Below are 18,301 nucleotides of genomic sequence, written 5' to 3' on the forward strand. Positions count from 1 at the left end.
CGAACGCGATGACGGGCAAAAGAGGATTCCGAATGTACCGACCCCTCGGCGCGCTTGCCGCAGTCGCCTTCGCCAGCGCGGCGATCGCCCAGACCCTTCCCGCCGATCAGGCCGCGATGAAGGCGCACGTGCTGTTCCTCGCCTCCGACGCGATGAAGGGCCGCGAAGCCGGCAGCCCCGAATTCGACATCGCCGCGCAATATGTCGCCGCGCAGTTCTTTGCAGCGGGCCTGAAGCCGGGCGGCGACGCCGACGGCTATCTGCAGCGCGTGCCGCTCGTCAGCTACAAGGCCACCGACCAGGGCAATTTCGTGCTGACCGGTCCTGCGGGTGCAACGCCGCTCGTCTTCGGTACCGATTACGTCCCCGCCGCCAACCCGGCCAAGGCCGAAACCAGCGTGTCCGCGCCGATCGTCTTCGTCGGCTACGGCATCGACGCTGCGCAATATAGCCAGACCGATTATGCCGGCGTCGACGTGCGCGGCAAGATCGTCGCCTTCTTCAGCGGCGCGCCGGCGCGGCTCGGCGGCGAGGAACGCGCGTTCTTCGGATCGGCGGGCACCAAGGCGCGCGCGGCCGCCGCACACGGCGCCATCGCCACGATCACGCTCGAAAACCCGGCCACCGCCAAGACGCGTCCCTTCGCCCGGATGGTCGATGCCTATGCCCGCCCGCGCATGACCTGTGCCAAGCCCGACGGCACTGGCAATGCCGATCCGATCCCGTCGCTCGGCACGGTCAGCCAGGCGGGCGCGGCCAAGCTGTTCGGCACCGCCTGGGCCAAGGTCGCCAAGGCCGCGGCCAGCGACAGCGCGACGTTCAAGAGCGCCGCCTTGCCCGGCACGCTCACGGCCGCCACGCACACCAGCTTCACCCCCGCCGCGAGCAGCAACGTCATCGGCCTGATCCCCGGCAGTGATCCGGTGCTCAGGAAACAGGTCGTCGTGCTCTCCGCGCATCTCGATCACATCGGCGTCACCGCGCCGGTGAAGGGCGACGCGATCAACAACGGCGCGCTCGACAATGCGATCGGCATCGCCAGCCTTATCGAGGAGGCGAAACGCTTCACCGCGAGCGGCCAGGCGCCCAAGCGTACGATCATGTTCCTGGCGGTCACCGGCGAGGAAAAGGGGCTGGTCGGCAGCGACTATTTCAGCAACCACCCGACCGTGCCGCTCGCCGACATCGCCGCCGACGTGAACCTCGACATGCCGATCCTGACCTACAAGTTCGAGGACATGATCGTGTTCGGCGCCGAACGTTCGTCGCTCGGCCCCGTCGTTCGCGACGCGATCGCCGCGCTGGGCGTATCGCTGTCGCCCGATCCGTCGCCGGAAGAGGGCATCTTCGTCCGCTCCGACCATTTCCGCTTCGTGCAGAAGGGCATTCCCTCGGTCTTCCTGTGGCCGGGACCCAAGGGACCGGGCCGCGCCGCCTCGGTCGCGTTCATGACGAATTGCTATCACAAGCCGTGCGACGATCTGAACCAGCCTATCCTGTGGGACCAGGGCATCCGCTTCGTCGACGCGAACTACCGGATCGCGCGCGGCATCGCCGACGGCCCCGCGCGTCCGACCTGGAACAAGGGCGATTATTTCGGCACGCTCTACAAGGGCCCGATGGCCAAATGAGCCGCATGCTGGTCCTCGGCCTCGGCTACACCGCGGGGCGGATCGCCGCGCGGCTGGCGGGGGAGGGCTGGCATGTCGTCGGCACCACACGCGATGGGCGCGGGGGCACGCTGGCTTTCGACGATACCGCGGGCGTGCTCGCCGAGATCGCAGCGGCGACGCACATCCTGTCCTCCGTCCCGCCCGCTGGCGACGCCGACCCCGTGCTCGCGCGCTACGGCCCCGCCTTGCTGCGCAGCCGGGCGTGGCGCGGCTATCTGTCCTCGACCGGCGTGTACGGCGATGCCGGCGGCGCATGGATCGACGAGACCACGCAGACCGGAGGCCGCCGCCCGCCGCGCACCCGCGCCGACGCCGACTGGCTCGCGCTCGGCGCGCATGTCTTCCGCCTGCCGGGGATCTACGGCCCCGGGCGCTCCGCGCTCGACCGCGTGCTTGACGGCAAGGCGCACCGCGTCGACCTGCCCGACCAGGTCTTCAGCCGCGTCCATGTCAACGATATCGTCGCCGGCGTGATCGCGGGATTCGATGGGCCGGCCGGCGCCTATAATCTGTCTGACGACCATCCCGCCTCGCAGAACGATGTCGCGGTATTCGCCGCCGCGCTGCTCAAGCTGCCGCCGCCGCCCTATGTCGCGCTCGACACGCTGTCGCCGATGGCCCGTGGTTTCTACGCCGAGAACCGCCGCGTCGCCAACGGCAAGGCGAAGCGCGTGCTGGGCTGGGCGCCCGCCTTTCCCGACTACCGCGCCGGCCTGCGCGCCCTCAGCGCGATGACCAGCCCGATCCCTGCCAGCACCGCACCCGCCGCCGCCAGCGTCGACCAGCGATAGCCCTCGAATACCGTCGACAACAGCATCGCGATCACCGGCGTCAGCACCCCCGAATAGGCCGCCTTGGCCGGCCCGATCACACGGATCACGCTGAAATACAGCGTGAACGCGATCGCCGACGCGAACACGCCCAGATAGAGGATGCCCGCGATATAGGCGGCGCGCATCTCGAACACCGGCGGCCCGGCGGTGGCGAACGCATAGCTCGCATCGATCGCGGCGCCGATCAGCATCGCGACCGCCAGCATCGTCGCCATCGGATAGCGTCGTGCGCTCGCCGTCCCCTGCATGACGTTGGCGGTCGAGGCCGAAAGCACCGCGCACAAGGTGAACCCGATCCCGATCAGCGCCGACCGCGACCCGTGCGGATCGACCCGCGCCTCGTTGATGAACAGCAACGCGACGCCGCTCATCGCCACCACCGACCCGACGATGAACTGCCGCCCGACCTTCTGCGCCAGGAAGATCCGCCCGAAGATCGCGTTGGGCACCACCAGCAGCGCGAACACCACCGCGACCAGCCCCGAAGTCACATAGGCCTCGGCGCGGTAGACGAAGTTGAAGTTGCACACGAACTGCGCGACCGCGAGGATCGCGGCGAAGCGCCAGCCCTTGGCATCCATCCGCAGCCGCTCGCCCTTGGCCAGCGCGAACGCGACCATCGTCAGGCCTGCGACGAGGAAGCGATAGCTGACCGACCAGCTGATCGGCACCACACCGATCTGGTCGCGGATCACCAGCCAGGTCGATCCCCAGATCAGCGTCACGATTCCCAGCGGGATCAGGATCGCGGGGCGCGTCGAATTGGGCGCACCGAAGGTGGCGGGACCCGGCGTCACAGCGCCCGGATCGCCTCGGCCAGCGCGTCGACCGCATCCGCCGGGCTGTCCCAGGCGGTCACCAGCCGGATCTCGCCCTCGGCCCAGTCGTAGAAATCGAACCCGCGCGCGCGCAATGCGGCGGCATCTTCCGGCGTCGCGCGCAGGAACACTTCGTTCGCCTCGACCGGATGGATCACCCGGTCGCCGCCTGCCGCGCCGAGCTTGGCCGCCGCGGCGTTCGCCGCGCGACCATTGTCGATCCACAGATCGTCCTCGAGCATCGCCAGGATCTGCGCCGCCAGATAGCGACCCTTGGACAGCAACAGCCCGGCGCGCTTGCGGCGATACTGCGTTACCGCAGCCAGTTCGGGCTTGAAGAACACCAGCGCCTCGGCGCTCATCGCGCCGTTCTTGACGAAGCCGAAGCTGAGCGCGTCGACGCCGGCGCGCCAGGTGATGTCGGAGGGTGAGCAGCCCAGATGCGCGACCGCATTGGCGAACCGCGCGCCATCCATGTGCAGCCCGAGCCCACGCTCGCGCGCCAGCGCACCGATCGCGGCGACCTCGTCGACCGTATAGACCCGGCCATATTCGGTCGCGTTGGTGATCGAGATCGCATGCGGCTGCACCCGGTGGACGTCGTTGGCGATCGCGTCGATGACCGCGCGGATCGTGTCCGGCGTCATCTTCGCGCCGTCGCCCTCGGCCAGGAACAGTTTCGCGCCGTGCGTGTAGAATTCGGGCGCGCCGCCTTCGTCGTTCTGGATATGCGCGTCGCGGTGGCAGACGATGCCGCCATGCGGCGGACACATCGCAGCGAGCGCCAGGCAGTTCGCCGCGGTCCCGGTCGGCACCCACAGCACCGCGACCTCGGTCTCGAACAGCGCCGACAGCCGCGCATCGAGCTGCTGGCTCCAGCGGTCGCCGGCATAGGCGGTGTCGAGGACGTCGGCCGCCCCCATCGCGGCCATCACCCTGGGGTGGACGCGCGCAGCATTGTCGGAGAAAAATCGCATGGCGTTTCAATGCTGCGACGCGGTGCGCAGGTCAACGGGGGTGGGGTACAACTCCCCTCCCTGGAAGGGAGGAGCGGGGGGTGGGTTGGCTTGGGGCAGGCGCGGCGTTCCCACGATCGCGACCCACCCCAAACCCCTCCCTTCCAGGGAGGGGAGAATGATGAGTCCGTTGTCCCAAACATCCGTCACCCCAGCGAAGGCTGGGGTCTCCCTGTTGGAGAAGCACAGCACCCGCCCCGGGGAGATCCCAGCCTTCGCTGGGATGACGAGACGGTTAGTTTTCGCCGTCCACCGGCCCCTCATCCTCCGGCGCACGCCGATCGTCGCGTTCGATCGGGCCGCGTTCCTCCTGATCGCGCGATGGCCCAACCGAGATCGTCCCATCCGGCGCCATCTTCAGGTTCAGCCCCATCCCCTCGATCTCGCCCTGCGGCAGCGCGAAGTTGCCGCCGTCGTCGGCGGGCAGCGCGTCCGGATCGACGTCTTCGACCACCGGTTCGGGCGCGACCACCGGCGCGATGCCGAGCGCGGACTGCATGAAGTCACGCCAGATCCGCGCCGGGATGCCGCCACCCGACAGTCCCGGATTGGACGTGTTGTCGTCATTGCCCACCCACACGCCGACGACCAGATCCTTGGCGAATCCGACGAACAGCGCATCCTTGTTGTTCGACGTCGTCCCCGTCTTGCCATAGGCGTCAACGGTGATACCGGCCCCGCGGCCCGTTCCATGGATCGACGCGGACAACAGGTCGAGCATCTCGTCGTGCACCTTGTCGGGCAGCTTGGTCGCGCCACCGGTCAGCGACTGGTACCAGCCCTTTTCGCGCACATCGGCGAGGCCACGCGGCTGCACCGGATATTCCGCGCGCGAGATCGCCGCATAGGCGGCGGTCAGTTCGAGCAGCGACACCGTCGACGTGCCCAGCCCGATCGTCGCCTCGTTCGCGATCGGCGTCGAGATGCCCAGGTCGCGCGCCGCCTTGATCACCGCCTTGACGCCGACCTGTTGCGTCAGCCGTGCCGCGGCAACGTTGGACGACCGCGCGAATGCCTGGCGCAGCGTGATCGTCCCCTGATAGCGGCCGTCGCTGTTCTTGGGCGTCCAGTCGCCGATCGTCACCGGCCGGTCCTCGATCGTCGAATCGGGCGTCATTTCCGCGCGCATCGCCGCGAGATAGACGAACAGCTTGAAGGTCGAGCCGGGCTGGCGCCGCGCCTGGGTCGCGCGGTTGAACGGGCTCTTCGCATAGTTCTTGCCGCCGACCATCGCGACCACGCGCCCGTCGGGGCGCATCGCGACCAGCGCGACCTGCGCTTGCCGTAGCCCCGCTCGGTTCACCACACGCTCCGCAGCGCGCTGCAGTCGCGGATCGAGCGTGGTCTGTACGGTCGTCTCGGTCTTGACCTCGCCCGCCTGGTCGCGCGCTTCGGGCAAAATCCAGTCGGCGAAATAGGTGCCGTTGGGCAATTGCGCAGGTCGGCTCGACAGCACGCGCTGCGGCTGCACCCGGTCGCCTTCGCGCGGCGTCAGGAACCCGGCTGCGACCATCGCGCCGACGACCACCGCCTCGCGCCGCCGTGCACCGTCGAGGTTGCTGGTCGGGGCTAGCCGCGACGGAGCCTTGACCAGCCCGGCCAGCATCGCCGCCTGGCCGACGTTCAGTTCCTGCGGCTTGCGCCCGAAATAATGCTTCGCCGCCGCGGTGATGCCGTAGCAATTGTCGCCGAAATAGACGTTCGACAGATAGCGCGACAGGATCTCGTCCTTCGACAGCCACGCCTCCAGCCACAGCGCGATCATCGCCTCGCGGATTTTCCGCGCGGCGGTGCGGTCGGAATCGAGGAACGCGTTTTTCGCCAGCTGCTGCGTGATCGTGCTGCCGCCCTGGCGCACGCCGCCCGACCCCATGTTCGCCCACGCCGCGCGCGCGATGCCGCGCGGGTCGATGCCCCAATGCGAATAGAAGCGCCGATCCTCGATCGCGAGGAACGCCTGCACGACATGCGGCGGCAGCTTCGCCGCATCGACCGGCGCGCCGATGATCGCACCGCGCCGCGCGATCGGGGTGCCGTCGTCGGCGGTCAGCGTGATCGACGGCGGGGTCGGGGGCAGAAGCGACTTCGACAGCGGTGCGGTGATCGCCAGCCAGATGATCGCAATCACCAGCAGGACAATGCCAAGGCCGAGCGCGCGAACGATCCACCGGCCGATCGACGTCTTGCGCCGCGGCCTGGGCTCGGGCGCCAGCGCATCGAGATCTTGCGCTACCAGCCGCTCGACGCGGTCTTCGTCATAGGCCTGACGCAGCCGATCGCGCTCGCTCATCCGTCGTTGGCGCTCATAGGCATAGGGTTCCCCTTGCGGCTCAGAGGGTTCCGGGGGGCTCGGAGTCCAGCGGTCGGGCATCAGCTGTGTTACTTCGCTATAACAGTCGGTACAAGTCCGCGATAGCGCATCTTGGCGCAAGCTTCACAACCTTTCGCTGCCCCCGCGGTTCTCATCGCCGGTTGTCATCGGCGGCGGAAACGGGAAAGAGCAGGAGGCAAGCAATCAGGGTGATCGTGTGGCTCTTCCTCTCGTCGTCGGCATCGGCGGTACCATCGGCGGCGTGTCGTCGACCGAACGTGCGCTGCGCATCGCGCTCGATGCGGCCGAACGCGAAGGCTATCGCACGCGGATGTTCGGCGGCGCCGACATGGCGCGCCTCCCGCTCTACGATCCCAGGGCGACGACCCGGACCGACGACGAACGCGCCTTCGTCGACGCGATCCGCGACGCCTCGGCGGTGATCATCGCCAGCCCGGGCTATCACGGCAGCATCTCGGGCGTGGTCAAGAACGCGCTCGACCTGCTCGAGGAAACCGCGCGCGACGAAGGCCGCGCCTATCTGACGGACATGCCGGTCGGGCTGATCGCCACCGCCTATGGCTGGCAGGCGACCGGCAGCACGATCGCGGCGCTGCGCTCGATCGTCCACGCGCTGCGCGGCTGGCCGACGCCGTTCGCCGCCGCGATCAACACGCAGGCGACCAAATTCGACGGCGAGGGCGGCGCGAACGATCCCGCGGTGGTCGAGCAACTGCGCCTGGTCGGCCGCCAGGTCGCCCGCTTCGCGCCGCTCGGCGAGCATTCGAACTAAGCCCCTTCGTCATGCCGGACTTGGTCCGGCATCCATGGCGCCGCAAACTCTATGGGTTTTGGTTCGCGGCACGATGGACCCCGGAACAAGTCCGGGGTGACGGGGGAGGGGGCGGCCGTTACCGCAGCCCGCCACCCAGCGCGCGGTACAGCTCGACCGCGTTGGTATCGTGCGTCAGCCGCGTCGCTAGCAGGCTCTGCTGCGCGGTGTAGAGCGAGCGCTGCGAATCGAGCGTGTTGAGGAACGGATCGATCCCCGCACGGAAGCGCAGCTGCGACAGGTTGAACGCGCCCGCGGCGTTATCCCGCAGCGAGGTCTGCGCGCTCAACTGCGCCCCGATCGTTCCGCGCCGCGCCAGCGCATCCGCGACCTCGCGGAACCCGGTCTGCACGGTCCGCTCATAGGTCGCGACCAGCTCGTCGCGCTGGCCTTGCGCGAGGCGAAGATTGCCCTTGTTCCGCCCGAAATCGAACAGCGTCTGGCTGACGGTCGGCGCCACCGACCAGCTCTGGCTGCCACTGCCGAACAGGTTCGACAGCCCCAGGCTCAGCGTCCCGAACGCTGCGGTCAGCGAGATGTTCGGGAAGAACGCCGCGCGTGCCGCGCCGATATTGGCGTTGGCGGCGATCAGCTGATGCTCGGCCGCAGCGATATCCGGCCGGCGCAACAGCACCTCGGACGGCAGGTTCGCCGGCAACGTGTCGAGCGTCGCCGGGCGATCGAGCGCGGCGGGCAGCACCGCGTCGTCGAGCGTGGTGCCGGCCAGCAGGTTGAGCGCATTGCGGTCCTGCGCGATCAGTGTCGTCGCTTCGGCGATGTCCGAGCGCGCCTGGTCATAGGTGGTGCGCGCCTGCCGAACCTCGAGCTCGGACGAGATGCCGACGCGAAACCGCTGCTGCGTCAGCTCGACGGTCTGGCCGAACGCCGCCGCGGTATCGCGCGCGATCTTGAGGCGGTCCTGATCGGCGGCCATCGTCAGCCATGCGGTCGCGACCTCGGCGATCAATGCGACCTGCGCCGCGTTGCGGTTTTCCTCCGCGGCGAAATACTGTTCCTGCTGCGCCTGCGTCAGATTGCGGACGCGCCCGAACAGGTCGATCTCCCACGCCGAGATGCCCAGATTGGCCGAATAGACGTCGGTCCGACCGCTACCGGCCGCAGCGGCTGCCCCGCCGCCGGTGCCGGTTGCGGCACCGCCGATCTGGTTGAACGGCGATTTCTGATAGGTTGCGCTGCCGGTAGCACCCAGCGTCGGGAACAGGTCGGCGCGTTGGACGCGGTACTGCGCCCGCGCCTGCGCGACGCGCGCCATCGAAATCCGCAGGTCGCGGTTGTTGGCCAGCGACGTACGGATCACCCCACGCAGGCGGTCGTCGGTGAAGAACGTCTCCCATGCGGTGTCGGCGGGGATGATCGCCCCCACCGCGTCGGTCGCCGCATAGGCCGGCCCCGATGGGGTGGCCGGCGGCACCGGGAGTTCGGGCCGAACATATTTCGGCGCCAGGTTGCAGCCGGCCAGCGTCAGGCCGGCGGCAAAGGTGAGGGCGATTTTCCGGGGGAACATCTTCAAGCCTCCTGCGGCCGCTGCGGGCCGGCGGTGCCATCGTGATCGACGGCACGGTTATGGTCGGTCGGCTTGTGCGCCTTGTCCTGCCTGAACAGGCGCTTCACCAGCAGGAAGAACAGCGGCACGAAGAAGATCGCGAGGACCGTCGCCGACAACATGCCGCCGACCACGGCACGACCGATCGCATTCTGTCCACCCGCACCCGCACCGGTCGAGATCGCCAGCGGGAACACGCCGAAGATGAACGCCAGCGACGTCATCAGGATCGGCCGCAGGCGGAGCTTGGCCGCCGCCACCGCCGCGTCGAACGCGTTCATGCCCTCGTTCATCCGTTCCTCGGCGAATTCGACGATCAGGATCGCGTTCTTCGCCGACACGCCGATCGTCGTGATCAGCCCGACCTGCAGATAGATGTCGTTGCCGAGACCCGTCAGCTTGGCGGCGAGCAACGCGCCCACCACGCCCAACGGCACCACCAGCATCACCGACACCGGGATCGACCAGCTCTCGTAGAGCGCGGCGAGGCACAGGAACACGATCAGCAGCGACAACGCATAGAGCGCGGGCGCCTGGCCGCCCGACAGCCGCTCTTCGTAGCTGAGGCCGGTCCATTCGAGCGCGGTCCCCGGCGGCAGCTTGGCGTGGATCGCCTCGATCGCCGCGATCGCCGAGCCCGAGGATACGCCGGGCGCGGGTGCGCCCAGGATTTCCATCGACGGCTGGCCGTTATAGCGGGTCAGCTGCACGGGCCCTTGCGCCCAAGTGGTGGTCGCAAAGGCGCTGAACGGCGCCATCGTGCCCGATGCCCCACGGACGTAGAAGTCCCCGAGATTCTCGGGCGTCAGCCGGTATTGCTGGTCCGCCTGGATATAGACGCGCTTGACGCGGCCGCGGTCGATGAAGTCGTTGATGTACGACCCGCCCCAGGCGCTCGAGATCGTCTGGTTGACGCTCGCGATATCGAGACCCAGCGCGCGCGCCTTGTCGTGATCGACGTCGATCTTGAGCTGCGGCGCGTCGTCGAGTGCGTTGGGGCGCACCCCGACCAGCGACTTGTCCTGCGACGCCATCCCCAGCATCATGTTGCGCGCCTCGACCAGCTTGGCGTGGCCGATCCCGGTTTCGTCGACCAGCTGGACGTCGAAGCCGGTCGCATTACCCAGCTCCTGCACCGCCGGCGGCACCACCGCGAAGATCAGCGCGTCCTTGAACTGCGACAACGGACCCATCGCGCGTCCGGCCAGCGCCGGCGCCTTGTTCTCCGCGCCCTTGCGCTCTTCCCACCCCTTGAGCGGGATGAACGCGATACCGCTGTTCTGGCCTGCACCCGCAAAGCTGAAGCCGTTGATCGTGTACACGCCCTGGATGTTCTTCCCCTCGGTCTGGAGGAAGTGGTCGCGCACGACGTTCAGGCCCTTCTGGGTCCGCGCGCTGGTCGAGCCCGAGGGCCCCTGCACCAGCGCGATCATGATGCCCTGATCCTCATCGGGGAGGAACCCGCTGGGCAGCCGTGCGAACAGCACGACCATGCCTGCCACGATCAGCAGATAGACCAGCATCGAGCGCTTCCAGCCGCCGATGGTGCCGCGCACGCCCTTTTCATATTTGGCCTGTCCGCGGTCGAACTTGTCGTTGAACCAGCGGAAGAACCGCGGGAGCAACCCATTACCCTCGGTCTTGCTGGCATCGTGCGGCTTCAGGATCGTCGCGCACAGCGCCGGCGTCAGGATCAGCGCGACCGTGACCGACAGCACCATCGCCGACACGATCGTGATCGAGAACTGGCGATAGATCACGCCCGTCGACCCACCGAAGAACGCCATCGGCAGGAACACCGCGGACAGCACCAGCGCGATACCGACCAGCGCGCCGGTGATCTCGTCCATCGATTTGCGCGCGGCTTCCTTGGGCGTCAGATGCTCGGTCTGGATCAGGCGTTCGACGTTCTCGACCACCACGATCGCGTCGTCGACCAACAGACCGATCGCGAGCACCATGCCGAACAGGGTCAGCGTGTTGATCGAATAGCCCGCGATCGACAGGATCGCGAACGTGCCGAGCAGCACCACCGGCACCGCGATCGTCGGGATCAGCGTGGCACGGAAGTTCTGCAGGAACAGGAACATCACGAGGAAGACGAGCACGACCGCCTCGACCAGCGTCTCGATCACCTGGGTGATCGACAGCTTCACGAACGGCGAGGTGTCGTACGGGAAGATGACCTTGACGTCGGGCGGGAACTGCTTGGCGATCTCGGTCACGCGCGCCTTGACCGCGGTGACGGTGTTGAGCGCGTTGGAGCCCGGCGCCAGCTTGATGCCGATGCCCGATGCCGGCTTGCCGTTCCATTCGGACGTGAAGCCGTAGTTTTCGGCGCCGATCTCGACACGCGCGACATCGCTGAGCCGGACGATCGAGCCGTCCGGATTGCTCTTCAGGCTGATCTTGGCGAACTGGTCCGGGGTGGTCAGACGCGACGAGACCGAGACGGTCGCGTTGAGCATCTGCTCCTTGGGGGCCGGCTGCGCGCCGATCTGACCGGCGGAAATCTGCGCGTTCTGCGCGGTCACCGCGGTGCGGATATCCGCGATCGTCAGCGCATAATTGTTGAGCTTGAGCGGATCGACCCAGATCCGCATCGCATATTGCGACCCGAACACCTGCGTGTCGCCGACGCCGTTCACGCGGCTCAGCGGATCCTGCAGCTTCGACACGATATAGTCCGACAGATCGTCGGCATTATGCGCGCCGTTCTCCGAATAGACGCCGACGAACAGCAGGAAGTTCTGCGTCGCCTTCGCGACCAGAATGCCCTGTTGCTGGACCTCCTGCGGCAGCAGCGGGATCGCCGCCTGCAGCTTGTTCTGAACCTGGACCTGCGCGATGTCGGGGTCGGTGCCCTGTTCGAAGGTCAGCGTGATCGTCGACGTGCCCGCCGAGCTCGACGAGGACGAGAAGTAGCGAAGGTGGTCGAGCCCCTTCATCTGCTGCTCGATAATCTGCGTCGTGGTGTTCTCCAGGGTCGCCGCGTCGGCGCCCGGATAGGTCGCGGTGATCGACACCGCGGGCGGCGCGATCGCGGGAAACTGCGCGATCGGCAGCGCGCGGATGGCGAGGATGCCGGCCAGCATGATGATCGCCGCGATCACCCACGCAAAGATCGGCCGTTCGATGAAATAGCGTGACATGTGCGGTTACTGACCCTGTGCCGGAGCGGCGCCGGCCGCGGCCGGCTTGGCGTTGGGGTTCCACGGGGTCGCCTTCACGGTCATGCCCGGGCGCAGCAGCATGCCGCCCTCGACGATGATCTTGTCGCCCGGCTTCACGCCGCTGGTGACGATCCAGTTGTCGCCCTGGGTCTGTGTCGTCACCAAGGTGCGCGGTGCGACCTTGTTGTCGGCGCCGACGACCATCACGGTCGGATTGCCACGCTCGTCGCGGCTGACCGCGCGCTGCGGCACCAGGATGGCGTTGGCCTGCGTACCCTGGACCAGCTTGGCGCGGACATACATGCCCGGCAGCAACAGGCCGTTGGGGTTGGGGAAGCTCGCGCGCAGCGTGACTGCGCCAGTGGTCGAATCGACCGTGACGTCGGCGAACTGCAGGCGCCCTTCGATCGGATAGGTCTGGCCGTTGGGCAGGATCAGCTGGACGCGCGCGCCGTCGCCGCCGCCGGTGAGCTGGCCCGACTGCATCGCCGCGCGCAGGTCGAGCAGCTGAGCCGCCGACTGGGTGACGTCGACGTACACGGTGTTCAGCCGCTGGATGGTGGCGAGCGGGTCGGCCTGGCCGGTCTGCACCAGCGCGCCGACGGTCGACAGCGACCGGCCGATACGGCCTGAGATCGGCGCCTTGATGCGCGTAAAGCCCAGGTTGACGCGTGCCGCCTGCACCGCGCTCTGCTGCGCTGCAACATTGGCGCGGGCCTGTGCGGCGGAGCCGGTGGCGTTGTCCGCTTCCTGCTTCGAGACCGCGTTCAGGCGGACGAGCTCGTTGTACCGTTGCGCCTGCAGCCGGGTCGCGTTGATCTGCGCCTGCGCAGCGCCAAGCTGGCCCGTCGCAGTGCCGAGCGCGGCGCGGTAGGGCGCGTCCTCGATCTCGTAAAGGGTCTGTCCGGCCCTGACCATCGAGCCTTCTGTGAACAGTCGGCGACGGATCACGCCGCTGATCTGCGGCCGTACTTCCGACGTCTCCACGGCGGTGATCCGGCCTGGAAGCTCGGTCGACAACGTCACCGACTGCTCGGCCACCGTGACGACGCCCACCTGGGGCGTCGGCGGTGGCGCGGGCGCCGGCTGGCTGCACGCTGCGACCAGGGCGATCGCGCCCAAAGCCATGGAGTTTGTGATGTCCGATCGACGCATAGTTTGCTTTCCAACGCCCCCGCGGCCAAACGACCGCGCGGAATGAACGTTCATTCCGCTTGCGCCTGAGCTATGGACGTGCGACCGGATGGTCAAGGAAAAATATAGTTGGAGACCGATTTTGGCTGCAGTGCAGCATGATATGTGCAGCCGCGACCGGATTATCACGGCGGCGCGCCACCTGTTTTCTGCACGGGGTTTCCACAAGACCGCGATGTCCGAACTCGCGCAGTCGGCGGAGGTGAGCGTCGGCCAGATCTATCGCCTGTTCTCGGGCAAGGATGCGATCATCCAGGCGATCGTGCTCGAGGACGCCGGCGCCAAACGCGACGAACTCGCCAAGATCTGCGACGACGCGCGCGCCGGGCGGACGACGATCGAGGTAGCGTTCGTCGAACTCGCGAGGCGCGCGCTGTCCAAGGGCGACGAGGCGTTGTCGTTCGAAATCATGGCGGAGGCGCACCGCAATGCCGGCGTCGCCGACTCGATCGGTGGGCTGTGTCAGGGCTTTCGCGACGTCATCAGCGAGCTCGCCTGCGTCGCGAACCCGGCGCTGACGGCCACCGAACTGGAGGGTGCGGAAGAACTCGTCCTCGCCTTCATGTTCGGTCTCGGTCACCGCACGCTATCGCGCCCGCAACTGTCCGAGGACGAAACCGCCCGGCTAACCGGCCGGATGATGGTGGCGGCGGTAAGGGCGCTCTGACCGTTCGAAAATCCTCCCCCGCTGGGGGGAGGATCAGCAGGGAGTCTAAGCCGCCTTGCGCAGCTCCAGCCGGCCCCAGATCTCGACCAGCGCATCGGTAAGCTCGCGCATCATCGCCTCGGTATGCGCAGGGCCGGGGGTGAACCGCAGCCGCTCGGTACCGCGCGGCACGGTCGGGTAGTTGATCGGCTGCACGTACACGCCGTATTCGGCGAGCAGCACGTCGGAAATCTTCTTCGCCTTGATCGGATCGCCGACCATCACCGGCACGATATGCGTCTCGCCGAGCATCACCGGCAGCCCGGCATCCTTCAGCATCCGCTTCAACATCGCCGCCGACGCCTGCTGTCCGTCACGCTCGACGCTCGAACCCTTCAGATGCCGCACGCTCGCCAGAACGCCCGCGACCAGCACCGGTGACAGGCTGGTGGTGAAGATGAACCCCGGCGCATAACTGCGGATCACGTCGACGATCGTCCGGTCCGCGGCGATATAGCCGCCCATCACGCCGAACGCCTTGCCCAGCGTGCCCTCCAGGATCGTGATCCGGTGCGCAACATCGTCGCGTTCCGAAATCCCGCCGCCGCGCGCGCCGTACATCCCGACCGCATGGACTTCGTCGCAATAGGTCAGCGCGTTGTAGCGGTCGGCGAGATCGCAGATCGCGGCGATCGGCGCGACGTCGCCTTCCATCGAATAGACGCTCTCGAACGCGATCAGCTTCGGCGCGGCGGGGTCTTCCGCCGCCAGCAGCTCTTCGAGATGCGCCAGGTCGTTGTGACGGAACACCCGCTTCTCACAGCCCGAATTGCGGATCCCCGCGATCATCGACGCGTGGTTGAGCTCGTCCGAAAAAATGATGCAACCCGGCAGCACCTTCGCGAGCGTCGCCAGCGTCGCCTCGTTCGAGACGTATCCGCTGGTGAACAGCAATGCCGCTTCCTTGCCGTGCAGGTCGGCAAGCTCGCCTTCCAGGTCGACATGGTAATGCGTGTTGCCGCCGATGTTGCGGGTGCCGCCACTACCGGCGCCGACGTCGTGCAGCGCCTCTTCCATCGCCGCGATCACCTTTGGGTGCTGGCCCATCGCGAGATAGTCGTTCGAGCACCAGACGGTGATCGGCTTCGGCCCGTTATGCCCGGCGAAACAGCGCGCGTTCGGAAATGCGCCCTTGTTGCGCAGGATGTCGATGAACACGCGGTAGCGCCCCTCGGCATGCAACCGGTCGATCGCCTGCGTGAAGACGCGCGAATAGTTGACCGGCGGGCCGCCGATGCCGTCGACCGGCTTGGCGCCGCCTGTGTTCATCGCTTGGGGGGTCATGGCCTCGGGCACTACGCCTCGCTTTCGATTCTTTCCAGCGCAATCCCGCGCTTACGGTGATCGCTTTCCTCGTCCTGCGTGCACATTGCCATGGTTGGCGCAGCATACAAGCGGACAGATTGTCCGGGGGTCAGAGCTGTTCGAGTCGGTCGAACCCGCGCGCGGCCAGCGCCGGCCCCAGCGCGCGTTCGTCGTCGCCCAGTCGCGTGAACACCGCGACACCGGCTTCGAGCGCGTCTGGCCAGGCCTGTCCGGCGGTCAGATGCGCGATCCGCCGGGCGATTCCCGGCCCGCCGTCGACGAACCGCACCCCCGGCGCGGCAGCGGCGAGTTCGGTCTCGACCAGCGGGAAATGCGTACAGGCGTTGACGATCACGTCGATCGCATCGCCGCCGGGCTGCGCGAACAGCCCCTCCAGCACCGCGGCGTAGCGCTCAGGCGCGACCGGCCGACCGTGCAATGCGGCCTCGGCAATCTGGACCAGTTCGGCGGATCCGTATCGGAGCACCGTGCAGTCGCCCGCGAACCGGGCCGCCAGATCGTCGACATAGGCCTGTCGCACCGTCGCCTGAGTCCCCAGCACGCCGATCGTGCGGGTCTGCGACAGTTCCGCCGCCGGCTTGATCGCGGGCACAGTGCCGACCACCGGCAGGTCGAGCGCGGCGCGCACCACCGGCAGCGCGATCGTCGACGCGGTGTTGCACGCGATCACGATCAGCCGCGGCTTGTAGCGTTCGGCGAGGCGGCCCAGCAGTACCGGCACGCGCGCGGCGATCTCCGCTTCGGACTTGGTGCCATAGGGAAAGCCCGCCGAGTCGGCGGCGTAGACGAACGGCGCGGTCGGCAGCAGCGCGCGCGCCGGCCCGACGATCGACAGCCCGCCCACGCCCGAATCGAAGAACAGGATCGGACCGGTCGTCATCGCAGCGGGCCTTACCCCCTCCGTCATCCTGACGAAAGTCAGGATCCAGGGTCACGGGCGTTGCGCTGCGTGGCTCTGGATCCTGACTTTCGTCAGGATGACGGGTAAGGGCTAGTCGACATGGGGGGAGTTGGCGCACCCCGCCCGATCCCGTATATCCGGCCCCGAACGGGGGTATCTTGAACACCGAACTTCTCTGGCTCGCACCGACGCTGTCGCTCGTCCTCGGCTATCTGCTGGGGTCGATCCCGTTCGGCGTGATCCTGACGCGGCTGGCGGGCGCGGGCGATCTGCGGACGATCGGGTCGGGCAATATCGGCGCCACCAACGTGCTGCGCACCGGGCGCAAGGGCCTCGCCGCGGCGACCCTGCTGCTCGACATGGCGAAGGGCGCGGTCGCCGTGCTGCTGATCGCGCACCTGTTCCCGGGCCATACGCTGGTCGCCGCGGCGGGGGCGTTCATCGGCCATTGCTACCCGGTCTGGCTGCGCTTCCACGGCGGCAAGGGAGTGGCGACGCTGATGGGAATCGTCCTCGCGCTCTATTGGCCGCTGGGGCTGGTCTATGCGGTCGTCTGGCTGGGACTGCTCGCCATATTGCGCATCTCGTCGGTCGCCGGGATGGCGGCGGCGATCAGCGCGCCGGTCGCCGCCGCGGCGTTCGAACGGTTCGATCTCGTCCTAATGCTCCTCGCGCTCGCGCTGATCGTGGTGTGGAAGCACCGCGACAATATCCGCCGGCTGCTCTCGGGCACCGAGCCGCGCATCGGTTCATCGCGTGGCTGAAGCCGCATCGCGGCTTCGTCTCCTGCGCACGGCCGGTATCGGCCCCGTTACCTACCGCCAATTGATCGCGCGCTTCGGCGACGCGGATGTCGCGATCGCCGCGTTGCCGATGCTCGCGACACGCGGCGGCGGGCGCGCGCCACAGGTCGCGGATCGTGCCGCGATCGCGCGCGAGATGGCGGCCACGGCAAAGGCCGGCGCACGCTACCTGTTTCTCGGCGATCCCGACTATCCGCGCCTGCTCGCCGAAACCGACACCGCGCCGCCCGCGCTGATTTTCCGGGGTGACCTCGCGCTTCTCGCACGGTCCTGCGTCGCCATCGTCGGTGCGCGCAACGCGTCGGCCGCCGCCTGCCGCTTCGCGCGCCAGCTGGGCCACGACCTGGCCACTTCGGGCGCGACCGTCGTCTCGGGCCTCGCCCGCGGTATCGACACCGCGGCGCATGTCGGCGCCATCGGTGGCGGCACGATCGGCGTGATCGCCAGCGGCATCGACATCGCCTTTCCACCGGAGAATGCCGCGCTCCAGGAAGATGTCGCAAGCCGCGGATTGCTGATCGCCGAACAACCCCCCGGCACCGAACCCCGCGCGCGGAATTTCCCGTCGCGCAACCGGATCATTGCCGGGCTCGCGATCGGCACCGTGGTGGTGGAGGCGGCGCCGCGCTCGGGCTCGCTGATCACCGCACGCATCGCCGCGGAGGCGGGACGCGAGGTCATGGCGGTCCCCGGCAGTCCGCTCGATCCGCGCGCGCAGGGCTGCAACCTGCTGATCCGCGAGGGCGCAACATTGGTGCAGAGCGCGGCCGACATCCTCGAACAGATCCGCCCGTTCGATCTCCGCTCTGTCCGCGCGCCGATCGACGGTTTCACCGGCCCGCCGCCCGAGGACGCGAACGACGCCGACCGCCGCGCCGTCATCGGCCTGCTCGGGCCCGTACCGGTCGGGATCGACGAACTCGTCCGCCAGGCGCATCTGGCCCCCGCGATCGTGCAGACCGTGCTGCTCGAACTGGAACTCGCCGGTCGGCTCGAACGTCATGCCGGTGGCCGCGTCGCGCTTGCCTGACTGTCCTACAGACGGCGATTATGGCATGGCGCCACCCGATGAACGATCCGATGAGAGAACAGGGTCACCCGTTGAAAACCGCCATATCGTCTCAACGTTCTCAACATTCGCGGCCGCTTGA

14 protein-coding genes are annotated in these 18,301 nt (G+C 67.9%); 6 read left to right on the forward strand and 8 right to left on the reverse strand.

Annotated elements, in window-relative coordinates:
• The first annotated feature begins 32 nt into the window (after positions 1 to 32).
• Entirely contained in the window at positions 33 to 1,631 is a 1,599-nt protein-coding gene (locus tag U1701_RS07795) for a M28 family metallopeptidase (RefSeq protein ID WP_332781992.1), read from the forward strand.
• The gene (locus U1701_RS07800; protein ID WP_332781993.1) at positions 1,628 to 2,464 is read left to right on the forward strand and encodes a Rossmann-fold NAD(P)-binding domain-containing protein; all 837 of its coding nucleotides are present in this window, start codon (positions 1,628 to 1,630) and stop codon (positions 2,462 to 2,464) included. Before U1701_RS07795 ends, U1701_RS07800 begins: the two co-directional genes overlap by 4 nt.
• Here U1701_RS07800 and U1701_RS07805 read toward each other — a convergent pair.
• From U1701_RS07805 to U1701_RS07815, 3 genes are all read right to left on the reverse strand, one after another.
• Complete coding sequence (locus tag U1701_RS07805; RefSeq protein ID WP_332781994.1) at positions 2,374 to 3,303, reverse strand: DMT family transporter; 930 nt, start codon at positions 3,301 to 3,303, stop codon at positions 2,374 to 2,376. The genes U1701_RS07800 and U1701_RS07805 overlap by 91 nt on opposite strands.
• Entirely contained in the window at positions 3,300 to 4,301 is a 1,002-nt protein-coding gene (locus U1701_RS07810; protein WP_332781995.1) for a threonine aldolase family protein, read from the reverse strand. Before U1701_RS07810 ends, U1701_RS07805 begins: the two co-directional genes overlap by 4 nt.
• Positions 4,302 to 4,575: 274 nt before the next feature.
• Positions 4,576 to 6,630, reverse strand: coding sequence for a transglycosylase domain-containing protein (locus U1701_RS07815; RefSeq protein WP_332781996.1), 2,055 nt, complete (start codon positions 6,628 to 6,630; stop codon positions 4,576 to 4,578).
• Positions 6,631 to 6,868: 238 nt separating this feature from the next.
• On the opposite strand from U1701_RS07815, the gene U1701_RS07820 reads away from it, so the two are divergent.
• Entirely contained in the window at positions 6,869 to 7,444 is a 576-nt protein-coding gene (locus U1701_RS07820) for an NADPH-dependent FMN reductase (RefSeq protein WP_332781997.1), read from the forward strand.
• Between the two features lie 118 nt (positions 7,445 to 7,562).
• On the opposite strand, the gene U1701_RS07825 is transcribed toward U1701_RS07820, so the two are convergent.
• The 3 genes from U1701_RS07825 to U1701_RS07835 are packed head-to-tail and all read right to left on the reverse strand — an operon-like array spanning position 7,563 to position 13,375.
• The gene (locus tag U1701_RS07825) at positions 7,563 to 9,008 is read right to left on the reverse strand and encodes an efflux transporter outer membrane subunit (protein WP_332781998.1); all 1,446 of its coding nucleotides are present in this window, start codon (positions 9,006 to 9,008) and stop codon (positions 7,563 to 7,565) included.
• Positions 9,009 to 9,010: 2 nt separating this feature from the next.
• A complete protein-coding gene (locus tag U1701_RS07830) occupies positions 9,011 to 12,199 on the reverse strand; it encodes an efflux RND transporter permease subunit (protein ID WP_332781999.1) in 3,189 nt (1,062 codons plus the stop codon).
• 6 nt (positions 12,200 to 12,205) lie between these two features.
• A complete protein-coding gene (locus U1701_RS07835) occupies positions 12,206 to 13,375 on the reverse strand; it encodes an efflux RND transporter periplasmic adaptor subunit (RefSeq protein WP_443026012.1) in 1,170 nt (389 codons plus the stop codon).
• A gap of 130 nt (positions 13,376 to 13,505) precedes the next feature.
• Between U1701_RS07835 and U1701_RS07840 the strand changes: the two genes are divergently transcribed.
• Positions 13,506 to 14,081, forward strand: a complete 576-nt coding sequence (locus U1701_RS07840; RefSeq protein WP_332782327.1) for a TetR/AcrR family transcriptional regulator — start codon at positions 13,506 to 13,508, stop codon at positions 14,079 to 14,081.
• Between the two features lie 45 nt (positions 14,082 to 14,126).
• On the opposite strand, the gene hemA is transcribed toward U1701_RS07840, so the two are convergent.
• Positions 14,127 to 15,389 carry a 5-aminolevulinate synthase gene (hemA, locus tag U1701_RS07845; RefSeq protein WP_332782001.1) on the reverse strand — a complete coding sequence of 421 codons (1,263 nt, stop codon included), beginning with the start codon at positions 15,387 to 15,389 and terminating at the stop codon, positions 14,127 to 14,129.
• 145 nt (positions 15,390 to 15,534) lie between these two features.
• Positions 15,535 to 16,326, reverse strand: a complete 792-nt coding sequence (gene murI / locus U1701_RS07850; RefSeq protein ID WP_332782002.1) for a glutamate racemase — start codon at positions 16,324 to 16,326, stop codon at positions 15,535 to 15,537.
• A gap of 179 nt (positions 16,327 to 16,505) precedes the next feature.
• Between murI and plsY the strand changes: the two genes are divergently transcribed.
• Both plsY and dprA read left to right on the forward strand, forming a co-directional pair.
• Positions 16,506 to 17,111 carry a glycerol-3-phosphate 1-O-acyltransferase PlsY gene (gene plsY, locus U1701_RS07855; RefSeq protein ID WP_332782003.1) on the forward strand — a complete coding sequence of 202 codons (606 nt, stop codon included), beginning with the start codon at positions 16,506 to 16,508 and terminating at the stop codon, positions 17,109 to 17,111.
• Positions 17,104 to 18,180 carry a DNA-processing protein DprA gene (gene dprA / locus U1701_RS07860; RefSeq protein WP_332782004.1) on the forward strand — a complete coding sequence of 359 codons (1,077 nt, stop codon included), beginning with the start codon at positions 17,104 to 17,106 and terminating at the stop codon, positions 18,178 to 18,180. The genes plsY and dprA overlap by 8 nt, the downstream gene beginning before the upstream one ends.
• The last annotated feature ends 121 nt before the right edge of the window (positions 18,181 to 18,301 follow it).

Source organism: Sphingomonas rhamnosi, assembly GCF_036663615.1.
Taxonomy (GTDB): Bacteria; Pseudomonadota; Alphaproteobacteria; order Sphingomonadales; family Sphingomonadaceae; genus Sphingomonas.

Excerpts from the sequence above, each read along its gene's own strand:
- U1701_RS07795 (WP_332781992.1), top strand. The coding sequence starts at position 33 with ATGTACCGACCCCTCGGCGCGCTTGCCGCAGTCGCCTTCGCCAGCGCG.
- U1701_RS07800 (WP_332781993.1), top strand. The coding sequence starts at position 1,628 with ATGAGCCGCATGCTGGTCCTCGGCCTCGGCTACACCGCGGGGCGGATC.
- U1701_RS07810 (WP_332781995.1), bottom strand. The coding sequence starts at position 4,301 with ATGCGATTTTTCTCCGACAATGCTGCGCGCGTCCACCCCAGGGTGATG.
- U1701_RS07815 (WP_332781996.1), bottom strand. The coding sequence starts at position 6,630 with ATGAGCGAGCGCGATCGGCTGCGTCAGGCCTATGACGAAGACCGCGTC.
- U1701_RS07825 (WP_332781998.1), bottom strand. The coding sequence starts at position 9,008 with ATGTTCCCCCGGAAAATCGCCCTCACCTTTGCCGCCGGCCTGACGCTG.
- U1701_RS07830 (WP_332781999.1), bottom strand. The coding sequence starts at position 12,199 with ATGTCACGCTATTTCATCGAACGGCCGATCTTTGCGTGGGTGATCGCG.
- U1701_RS07835 (WP_443026012.1), bottom strand. The coding sequence starts at position 13,375 with ATGCGTCGATCGGACATCACAAACTCCATGGCTTTGGGCGCGATCGCC.
- hemA (WP_332782001.1), bottom strand. The coding sequence starts at position 15,389 with ATGAACACAGGCGGCGCCAAGCCGGTCGACGGCATCGGCGGCCCGCCG.
- murI (WP_332782002.1), bottom strand. The coding sequence starts at position 16,326 with ATGACGACCGGTCCGATCCTGTTCTTCGATTCGGGCGTGGGCGGGCTG.